Below are 8863 nucleotides of genomic sequence, written 5' to 3'. Positions count from 1 at the left end.
CCACCACTGCGTCAGCGCGTCCTGCACGCCCGAGAACACCCCGTAGCTCTTCGCCCCCACGATGCTGACCGGGATCGCCAGATTGTTGACGATGTGCAGCATGGCGATGGTGATGATGAAGGCCATGTAGAACCAGTTCGCCACATAGATATGCGGTTCGTGACGGCGCAGGATCGTGCCGATGAAGACCACCGCATAGGCTACCCACACGATGGTGAGCCACAGGTCGACGTACCATTCGGGCTCGGCATATTCCTTCGACTGGGTAATGCCGAGGAGATAGCCGGTCGCCGCCAGCACGATGAACAGCTGATACCCCCAGAACACGAACCGGGCGAGGGTGGGGAAGGCCAGCTGCGTGCGGCAGGTCCGCTGGACGACGTAGAAACTCGTCGCGATGAGGGCATTGCCGCCGAAGGCGAAGATCACCGCGCTGGTATGCAGCGGGCGGACCCGGCCGAAATTGAGATAGGGTTCGAAATTGAGCTGCGGAAAGGCCAGCTGAAGTGCGATGTAGACCCCTACCAGAAGGCCGGTCAGCCCCCAGAACATGGTGGCGATCACGCCCCACCGGATGACGTCGTCGTCATAGCGCGACGGCCCGACGGGCATCTTGAAGAAGCCTTGCGCCCGGCCCAGCGGATCGAAGCGCGCCGCGCTCATCGCCGTCAGCACCAGGGCGACGATGGCAACGATGGTCGCATGCGCCGCGAACCCGCGATCGGCGGCGGTCGCGATGACGATCAGGGCTGCCAGCAGGATCCCGAACCATATCCCGGTCCGGCCAAGTGCTGTTTCGGCTTGCATCATGTTCTCCGTCGGTTCGGCCTGCCGATAGGACGCGCATGGTCCGGGTTCATTGATCCACCTCAAATTTGGAAAAAATCTGCGCCCGGTTCGCGAAGGTAGCCGCAGCGCCGGGCAAGCTCTTGCGGTCGGTGAATCAGGATACCGGAACGGCCCTCGGTCGCGATGAGGCCGGCGGCGCGCAATTCGCCCAGCTGGCGGCTGACCGTCTCGATTGTCAACCCGAGGCTGTCGGCAATGTCCCGGCGCGACATCGGCAGGTCGATCGCCAGCCCGCCGGCATCGGGCGTCCCGATTCGCACGGCCATCGAGAGAAGAAAATCCGCCAGCCGCTCCTGCGCCGTCTTGCGCCCGAGAGTGATGGTCTTTTCGCGGCAGCGACCAAGGGCGAGGAGGGCGCGGGCCAGCAGCGCACCGGACAGGCGAGGCTCTGCCTGTGCGGCCTCGAGCAAATCGGCGGCAGGAAAGATCAGCAGCAAGGTCGGCTGAAGCGCCACGAGCGTGTACACGTGATGCGACCGGCCCGGGACGGGGGCGATGTCGCCGGCGAAATGGAAGCCAAGGATCTGCTCGCGCCCGTGCGAGGCGCTGGCGACCAGCTTGGTCGCGCCGCGCCTTACGAAGACGAACCGGTCATCCCTGTCGCACCCCCGGGCCGCTTCCCCGGCCGCGAGCGTCGCCGGGCGGGCCAGAGCCTCGTAATCGGCGAAATCGCACCGGGCATCGTCGGCTGCGAGGCGGGAGGTGGCTGGCATCGAACGTCTTGTGGCCGGTGGCGGGGGCAGGATCATTGACCTCGATCAATGAATTGCCCCGCAGACCGAGCCAAACAGGCTTGGCGATGCAACATCCTTGGCCGCAAGGGGCGGCCGCTGCATCGCAGGGATATAACGATGAAACTGCCTTTCGCTATCGGCGCGGTGCTGTGCGGAGCCGCCGCACTCGCGCCCGCCGCCGCCACTGCCCAGGATCGGGCCGGTTCGGTGCAGGTCAAGGCGTTCGCCACCGCCGTCCTTCCGGATGGCGAGATCAGCGAGGTCCGGACCGATATCGTCGGCCTGCCGGGCACCTTGCAGACCAAGGCGAACGACAACGTGGTGCCGACCGTGGCGATCGAGTATTTCTTCGCCGACAATTTCTCGGTCGAGACGATCTGCTGCCTGACCCAGCATGATGTCGATGCGACCACTGGCCTCCCGGGCGCAGAGCTGGTCGCCGATGCCAAGCTGATCCCGGCAACGGTCACGGCCAAGCTGCATTTCGATGTCGGCCCGGTGAAGCCCTACATCGGCGCGGGCCCGGCATATTTCATCTGGATCGACGAGAAGCCCGGCGGATCGACCATTCCCCTCGGCGTGACGGATTTCGATCTGTCCGACGAGTTGGGGCTGGCCTTGTAGGCCGGCGTGGACATCGCGCTGAACGATGCAGGGCTGGGCCTCAGCCTCGATGCCAAGCAGTATTTCATCGATACCGATGCGCGCTGGTTCGCCGGCGATACGCTGGCCATCGAAACGACCCACAAGCTGGACCCCTGGGTGCTGAGCGCGGGCGTATCGTTCAGGTTCTGAAGCCTGCCGTGGCAGGAGCGGGCGACCGGATCAGCCGGCCCGTTCCTGCAACGCCACACGATCGAGGATGGTGATGTCGCGCCGTCCGGCGATGGCGATGATCCCGTCCTTGCGCATCCGCGTGAACTGGCGGCTGACGGTTTCGATCGTCAGCCCCAGCACATCGGCGATCTGCTGACGCGACAAGGGCAGTTCGACCCGGCTGACGGAGCCATCGGCCCCGCTGGGGCCGGCGGGGGCCAGCCGGTCGGCAGTTTCGATCAGGAAGCTCGCCAGTTTCTGTTCGGCATTCATCCGCCCCAGCAGCAGCATCCAGCGGCGGGTCCGGTCGAGTTCGCTCAGCGTGCGTTCGAGCAGCTTGTGCTCGAGCCGAGGATGCTCGCGGGCGAAACGGTCGAAGTCGCTGCGCTGGAAGACGCAGACCTGCGCCTCGGTCAGCGCCTCGACCCCGTAGGGGGTGGTCTGGCCGAAGGGACGACCCAGAAAATCGGACTGGTAGACGACGCCGAGGATCTGTTCCTTGCCATCGCCGGTGCTGGTCGACAGCTTGAGGACGCCGTCGATCACGTTGGCGACCAGCACTGCCTCTTCGCCTTCCCACAGCAATTGTTCGCCCGGTTGCAACGTCTTGCGGCGGCCGATCGCGTTCAGGAGATTGATTTCCTCGTCGTCGAGGTCGGCGCAGATTGCCCGGTTGCGCACCGTGCAGGCCTGGCAGAAATTCGCCGCGGGCAAAGAGCGAGCCATATCCATCGGGGAAGACGTAGGCGGGCGGCCGGGGAAATGCAAAACCCGGCCCTACAGCTGGATCAGACCCAGCACACGCGCCCCCATCCACAGGCCCATCGCGATCATGATGAGGTTCTCTGTCAGCGATACGAAGCCCAGCGGCACATTGCTGTTGCCCCCGACACACGCGCATTTGAGTTCGCGCCGCTCGATATAGACGGCCTTGAAAACGCTGACGGCGCCGACGGTGCCGATGAACAGGGACAGCGGCACCGATACGATCGGCAGCGCGTGGGCGATCATCAGCAGCCCGGCCAGAGCCTCGGCAAAGGGATAGACATAGCCATAAGGCACCCACCGCCGGGCGAGCAGATCGTAATTCAGGAACATGGTCGAAAAGCTGCGCACGTCCTGCAGTTTCTGCAGCGCGAGCAGGACCATCGCGATGCCGACGAACCATTCGCCTGCCTGGATCGTCAGGACCGATCCGAAGGTGTACCAGCTGAACGCGAGCGCCAGCAGCAGGGCGATGGAGAAAATGGCGACGACCGGCTGGTAACTGGTCGCGTCCGCCCCGTGATCTGGCGTCGCCTTGCCGAAATGGGCACGCAGATCGTCATATCCGCCAATGCGCCGCCCGCCGATAAAGGTCTGCGGCGTGGTTTTGACGCCGTGCTGTGCCTTGAAGGCATCGACCTCCTCGCGCGTCTGGAGGTGACGATCCTCGACCGCGAAGCCCTGGCGTTTCAGCAGATCGACCGTCTTGATCCCGTAGGGGCAGACATGGCCCGGCATGACCATCCGATAGACGGTCGCGCGGCGCTTTTCTTTTTGGGCGGTGCTCATCGCTTGGCCCGTTCGAACAGCTCGATCAGCTCGACGAACTTGCGCTGCTGATCCTCTGCATCGCCGCTGGCGTTCGCATCGGCCACGCAGCCTGCGGCGTGGCGTTTCAGCACCTCGCTCTCGGCCCGGCCCAGCGCGGCCTTGATCGCCCGCAACTGGTTGAGAATGTCGATGCAATAGCGCTCGCCCTCGACCATCTGCGCCACTCCGCGCACCTGGCCCTCGATCCGGCGCAGGCGATTGACGATCGGGTTCGGCTCGTTGGTCATCTCAATCGCAACCCTTCGGCATGGCACCTTGCCATACTCCCCGGGGGTATATAGGGAGCCTTGCGAAGGAGTTGCAAGCCCGATGTCCGACCTGTCCCTTTCGCGCCGCCGCCTGCTGGGCACCGGCGTCGCCGCCGCGGCCGGTTCGCTGGCCTTGCCCGCGTGGGCGCGGGGCGGGGATATCGCCCATGGCGCGGTACGACGGGGGTTCGACGAACTTGCCGGGCCGGTGATCGACCTTACGGTTGCTGCCGGGATGCGCACCGTCGCGGGGCGGCAGGGCCATGCAATCGCCGTCAACGGCAGCGTGCCGGGACCGCTGCTGCGGCTGAAGGAAGGGCAGCGCGTCCGCCTCAACGTCCATAACCGGCTGGCCGAGGATACCTCGATCCACTGGCATGGCCTGCTGCTGCCCTTCCACCTCGACGGGGTGCCGGGGGTGAGCTTTCCCGGCATCCCCCCCAATGCCACTTTCACCGCGGAATTTCCCGTCCGCCAGGCGGGGACCTACTGGTGGCACTCGCATTCCGGGCTGCAGGAACAGGCGGGCCATTACGGCCCGATCGTCATCGATCCCGCCGGACCCGATCCGGTCACCGCCGACCGCGATTACGTGCTCGTGCTGAGCGAATTCACCCCGCTTCATCCGCACACCATCATGGACAAGCTGAAGAAGGGCGAACACTACTTCAACGACCAGAAGACGACCCTTTCCGACGATTACCCGCTGAGCGGCAGGGAACGGCGGATGTGGGCGCGGATGCGCATGGCGCCGACCGATATCCTCGACGTCACCGGATCGACCTACACCTACCTTGCCAACGGGCATGCCCCCGATGAAGGGCTGGAGTTCCTGTTCACCCCGGGAGAGCGGGTGCGGCTGCGGGTCGTCAATGCCAGCGCGATGACGTTCTTCAACCTGCGCATTCCCGGCGTGCGCTTGCAGGTCGTCGCCGCCGACGGACTCGACGTGCGGCCCGTCACGGTGGACGAGTTGCAGATCGGCACTGCGGAAACCTATGACCTTGTGGTCGAACCGGTGGGCCCGGCGGCGACCATCGTGGCCGAGGCGATGGATCGTTCGGGCATGGCAGTGGCGACTCTGGCCAGCCGCCCCGGCGCCCGCGCACCCGTTCCCACGCTGCGCGATCCGCCGCTGCTGACCATGGCCGACATGGGCCATGGCAGTATGAATCATGGCGGGATGGACCATGGCGCAGGCAACGCCGCCCCGGCGGACCACTCTGCGATGGATCATGCGGCGATGGGTCACGGCGTCCCGGCGCCTGCCCCCGCCCCCGCTCCGTCGCCTGCCCAATCGGCGGGCGACATGGCGATGGGCGCGATGGACATGCGCGACACCTCGTTGTTGCCGCCGACGGTGAAGGTGGGGCCGGGGGTCGACATGGTCGCCATGCACCCGGCCGACCGGATGGGCGATCCCGGCATCGGCCTTGGCGAGGTTCCTCACCGGGTGCTGACCTATCGCGATCTGGTTGCCCGTGCTCCCAATCGCGACCCGCGCCCGCCCGCCCGGCAGCTCGAAATCCATCTCACCGGCAACATGGAACGCTACATGTGGTCGTTCGACGGGCAGGCCTATGCCGCCGTCAGCGACCGACCGATCCGCTTCGCCTACAACGAGCGGGTCCGGGTGCGGCTGGTGAACGATACCATGATGGCCCACCCGATCCATCTGCACGGCCATTTCTTCGAACTGGTCAACGGCGCACCGGCAGGATTGCAGCCCCGCAAGCACACCATGATCGTCCAGCCGGGCGGATCGGCACGGTTCGACCTCACCGCCGACGAGCCGGGCGATTGGGCCTTTCACTGTCACCTTCTCTATCACATGCACGCGGGCATGTTTCAGGTGGTGTCGGTCGGCGCGCCGGACGCGAAGCAATGAGGCGCGGCGCTGTGCTTGCAGTGCTGGGCGCGATATCCCTCGCGCCCGCCGCCGCCTTCGCGCAGGACCATTCGGGCCACGCAATGCCGCCCGCCGGCAGCCCCCTTCCCGCAGCGCCGGCCGCGTCCGCCGATTGCGAAGCCGAGTCGGCCCGTCACCGCGCGATGGGCCATGACGTGCCAGTGGATGCCTGCTCCCCTGCCGCCGCGGCGCCGCATCCGCATCACGGCGCGACGCATCATCCGGTCACGCCCTCAGCGACGGCGGTCGACCAGACATCGACGCTCCCGTCACCCGCGCAGGCGCTGCAAGGCCCGCCGCGCGCTGCGGATGCGATCTGGGGCGCGGACGCGATGCGAGCGAGCCGCGCGGCGCTGGTGCGCGACCATGGCGGGATGCGCACCTTCGGCCTGATCGTCGAACGCGCCGAGTACCTCTTGCGTGACGGAGCCGATGCCGTCGCATGGGACGCCGAGGCCTGGTATGGCGGCGATCTCGATCGCATCTGGCTCGAAAGCGAGGGCGAAGGGCATCCCGGCGACGGTCTGAAAATCGAGGAAGCGGATATCGCGCTGCGGTATGGACGCGCGATATCGCCGTGGTTCGATCTTCGCGCCGGGGTGCGGCAGACCCTCGCCGGCTCGGGGCGGACCTCGCTCGCCCTGGGGATCAGCGGTCTTGCCCCCTATCTGGTCCACATCGACGCCGATCTGTTCCTGTCCCACAAGGGCGAACTGATGGCCGAGGCCGAGTTCGAATTCGACCAGCGCCTGACCCAGCGGCTTATCCTGCAACCGCGCGCCGCGATCGCGCTGTCGGCGCAGGACGTGCCCGAGCTTGGCATCGGAGCCGGAATAGATCGGATCGCTGTTGGCGCGCGCCTGAGATACGAACTTGCCCGCGAGTTCGCCCCCTATCTCGGCATCGAACACGAACGCCGCCCAGGCGCCAGCGGCGACTTCGCCCGCGCCGCGGGAAAGCCGGTGACAAGCACCAACCTTGTTGTCGGCGTGCGGTTTTGGTTCTGAATTGGTGAGGCTGGCAGATTGCTGGCGAGGCTATCTTGTCAGGCCGATCAGGCGGACCAGGACGTATCGACCGGGGTTGGCCATGCGCGTGCGATTTCTGAACAGCGCCCGCGCGACGGCGACGGCGCATTTCACGAACTCGCTGCCGCTGTGGGCAATCGATATGCCCAATCGCTCGCGGGGGTAGCCGAGGCGTGTCAGTATCGGTCCGGCAACAAGGTCCAGATGCCTCCGCTCCGCCATTGAAAGCCGCTCCCGCCATCGTTCGCCTGCGGTGGCATCGAAGCCGGTTCGGGCATGGGTCGTGACATAGGAGCTGTTGACCACTGAGGCATCGAGCATGACCTGGTCGAAGGGCAGGCCGGTCCGGCAGCACAGCAATCGCGCCGCTTCCTCAGGATCACACAAGACATCTTCGAACCGCAACAGGGTTACCCGCTCGGGTCCGAATTCCTTGTGCAATCGAACCGCGGTGCGTGCCGCCGAACACCAGAGCAAGGCGATCAGCGTGAGCGAATAGGATGCCGCGGTTCGCCGTTCTTCGGCTGCCACCGCTTCCGCCAGATCGGCCGGGATCGCCTTGCGGTCGTACCAGCGGTTGCGCCAATCGCGATACGACGCGACGACGCCGCGTACGTCGCGCAGCATAACCACGACATGCGCATCGGGATAGGTGGCGAGTATCTCTCGCCCCCTGAACACATGTCGGGGTGTCTTCTCACCCCAGACAAGCTTGTTCGATCGAAGCGCGGTCAATCGGCAATAGGCCTCGAAGATCGCATCGCCTCCGGTCCCGATCGCTCGTGCCGCATGGTCCAGCATCTCGCGGGTCCAGTCGCCATCGTCGGCATTACCGGCCAGACCATATGCGCGGTGACGAAGGGCGCGGAAGTAATCGATCGCCCGGGTTCGACCTTCCCCTTCAAGGGCGGCAACAGCGCGGGCGCCAAGACGTGGACGCAGATCGTCGAAATAATGGGTCTCGGCAGCCAAGTGGACGTCGCGATGCCGGTTCAGCATACCGCGAACAAGCTCGGTGCCCGACCGAGCGGACCCCATCACGAAAATCGAACGCGTTGCTTTGCGACCATCCTTACGGGTGTTCTTTACCTTGATCGTTCCATGATCAACCAACGGAATGACCCCTCTTCGGCCCAACGTGAACGGCGTTGCGCGACATCATTGCCAGTCCGGCGGTAATCGATGCACACGACCCGCCTATCGGGCGCTGTCAGACGTCCCACGTTGGCACGAGGCGAAAGTCCGTCACGTGCGGGAACGACGGCCGATGAAGGATAAATAGTCCGGTCGCGATGCCCAAGGGTGGGACTTAAATTGCATAAAGTGCCAGAGACGAAGGGGGGGATATGACCCCGGTAGCAACAGATTACAAGTATATGATGGCTGAGAGACAAGTCATTCTGGATTACCCTTAAAGGTACCCACTCTTATGACAACATTGCCCCTCGCATCCATAGTGCCCTGTCGGCTTTGATTCCTCTGAAGATTGGCAGCCGTGACTGCTTTGCACCTCGATCCCGGTCGTTCGCGCGGCCGCGATATTAGGGTCCGGACCCATAAACGGGATTCACACCGGCGCTGCAATGTGATTCACGTTCCTCCAGCGAGGAGGCTTGGTGAATGGCGGATTTCTTCTGGTTTTCGGATGAGCAGTGGGCGCGGATTGAACCGCTTCTGCCGCAG

8 protein-coding genes and 1 pseudogene are annotated in these 8863 nt (G+C 65.1%); 3 read left to right on the top strand and 6 right to left on the bottom strand.

Annotation, left to right across the window (positions count from 1 at the left end):
• On the bottom strand, positions 1-807 hold an 807-nt coding region (locus ACHFFA_RS04270; RefSeq protein WP_394269605.1), incomplete at its 3' end, for a cbb3-type cytochrome c oxidase subunit I.
• A gap of 62 nt (positions 808-869) precedes the next feature.
• Positions 870-1562: a Crp/Fnr family transcriptional regulator gene (locus ACHFFA_RS04265; RefSeq protein WP_394269604.1), complete on the bottom strand. Its 693-nt coding sequence runs from the start codon at positions 1560-1562 to the stop codon at positions 870-872.
• Between the two features lie 48 nt (positions 1563-1610).
• On the opposite strand from ACHFFA_RS04265, the pseudogene ACHFFA_RS04260 reads away from it, so the two are divergent.
• Positions 1611-2378: pseudogene (locus ACHFFA_RS04260) on the top strand (OmpW family protein).
• Positions 2379-2408: 30 nt separating this feature from the next.
• Here the strand turns inward: ACHFFA_RS04260 and ACHFFA_RS04255 are convergent.
• The 3 genes from ACHFFA_RS04255 to ACHFFA_RS04245 are packed head-to-tail and all read right to left on the bottom strand — an operon-like array spanning position 2409 to position 4222.
• Positions 2409-3131, bottom strand: coding sequence for a Crp/Fnr family transcriptional regulator (locus ACHFFA_RS04255; RefSeq protein WP_394269603.1), 723 nt, complete (start codon positions 3129-3131; stop codon positions 2409-2411).
• A gap of 45 nt (positions 3132-3176) precedes the next feature.
• Entirely contained in the window at positions 3177-3953 is a 777-nt protein-coding gene (locus ACHFFA_RS04250) for a glutaredoxin family protein (protein ID WP_394269602.1), read from the bottom strand.
• Entirely contained in the window at positions 3950-4222 is a 273-nt protein-coding gene (locus ACHFFA_RS04245) for a metal-sensitive transcriptional regulator (RefSeq protein WP_394269601.1), read from the bottom strand. The genes ACHFFA_RS04250 and ACHFFA_RS04245 overlap by 4 nt, the downstream gene beginning before the upstream one ends.
• A gap of 82 nt (positions 4223-4304) precedes the next feature.
• Between ACHFFA_RS04245 and ACHFFA_RS04240 the strand changes: the two genes are divergently transcribed.
• Together ACHFFA_RS04240 and ACHFFA_RS04235 are read left to right on the top strand one after the other, a co-directional pair.
• Positions 4305-6131 carry a copper resistance system multicopper oxidase gene (locus ACHFFA_RS04240; RefSeq protein WP_394269600.1) on the top strand — a complete coding sequence of 609 codons (1827 nt, stop codon included), beginning with the start codon at positions 4305-4307 and terminating at the stop codon, positions 6129-6131.
• Complete coding sequence (locus ACHFFA_RS04235) at positions 6128-7159, top strand: copper resistance protein B (protein WP_394269599.1); 1032 nt, start codon at positions 6128-6130, stop codon at positions 7157-7159. Before ACHFFA_RS04240 ends, ACHFFA_RS04235 begins: the two co-directional genes overlap by 4 nt.
• A 30-nt stretch (positions 7160-7189) precedes the next feature.
• On the opposite strand, the gene ACHFFA_RS04230 is transcribed toward ACHFFA_RS04235, so the two are convergent.
• Entirely contained in the window at positions 7190-8218 is a 1029-nt protein-coding gene (locus ACHFFA_RS04230) for a sulfotransferase family protein (protein ID WP_394269598.1), read from the bottom strand.
• Between the last annotated feature and the right edge of the window lie 645 nt (positions 8219-8863).

The organism is Qipengyuania sp. (genome assembly GCF_043423005.1).
GTDB lineage: Bacteria > Pseudomonadota > Alphaproteobacteria > Sphingomonadales > Sphingomonadaceae > Qipengyuania.
This window is presented reverse-complemented; position numbering and strand designations above follow the sequence as displayed.

What these genes read in the sequence shown, in the direction of transcription:
- ACHFFA_RS04235 (WP_394269599.1), top strand. Translation starts at nt 6,128, where the DNA reads ATGAGGCGCGGCGCTGTGCTTGCAGTGCTGGGCGCGATATCCCTCGCG.
- ACHFFA_RS04240 (WP_394269600.1), top strand. Translation starts at nt 4,305, where the DNA reads ATGTCCGACCTGTCCCTTTCGCGCCGCCGCCTGCTGGGCACCGGCGTC.
- ACHFFA_RS04245 (WP_394269601.1), bottom strand. Translation starts at nt 4,222, where the DNA reads ATGACCAACGAGCCGAACCCGATCGTCAATCGCCTGCGCCGGATCGAG.
- ACHFFA_RS04265 (WP_394269604.1), bottom strand. Translation starts at nt 1,562, where the DNA reads ATGCCAGCCACCTCCCGCCTCGCAGCCGACGATGCCCGGTGCGATTTC.
- ACHFFA_RS04230 (WP_394269598.1), bottom strand. Translation starts at nt 8,218, where the DNA reads ATGGGGTCCGCTCGGTCGGGCACCGAGCTTGTTCGCGGTATGCTGAAC.
- ACHFFA_RS04255 (WP_394269603.1), bottom strand. Translation starts at nt 3,131, where the DNA reads ATGGATATGGCTCGCTCTTTGCCCGCGGCGAATTTCTGCCAGGCCTGC.
- ACHFFA_RS04250 (WP_394269602.1), bottom strand. Translation starts at nt 3,953, where the DNA reads ATGAGCACCGCCCAAAAAGAAAAGCGCCGCGCGACCGTCTATCGGATG.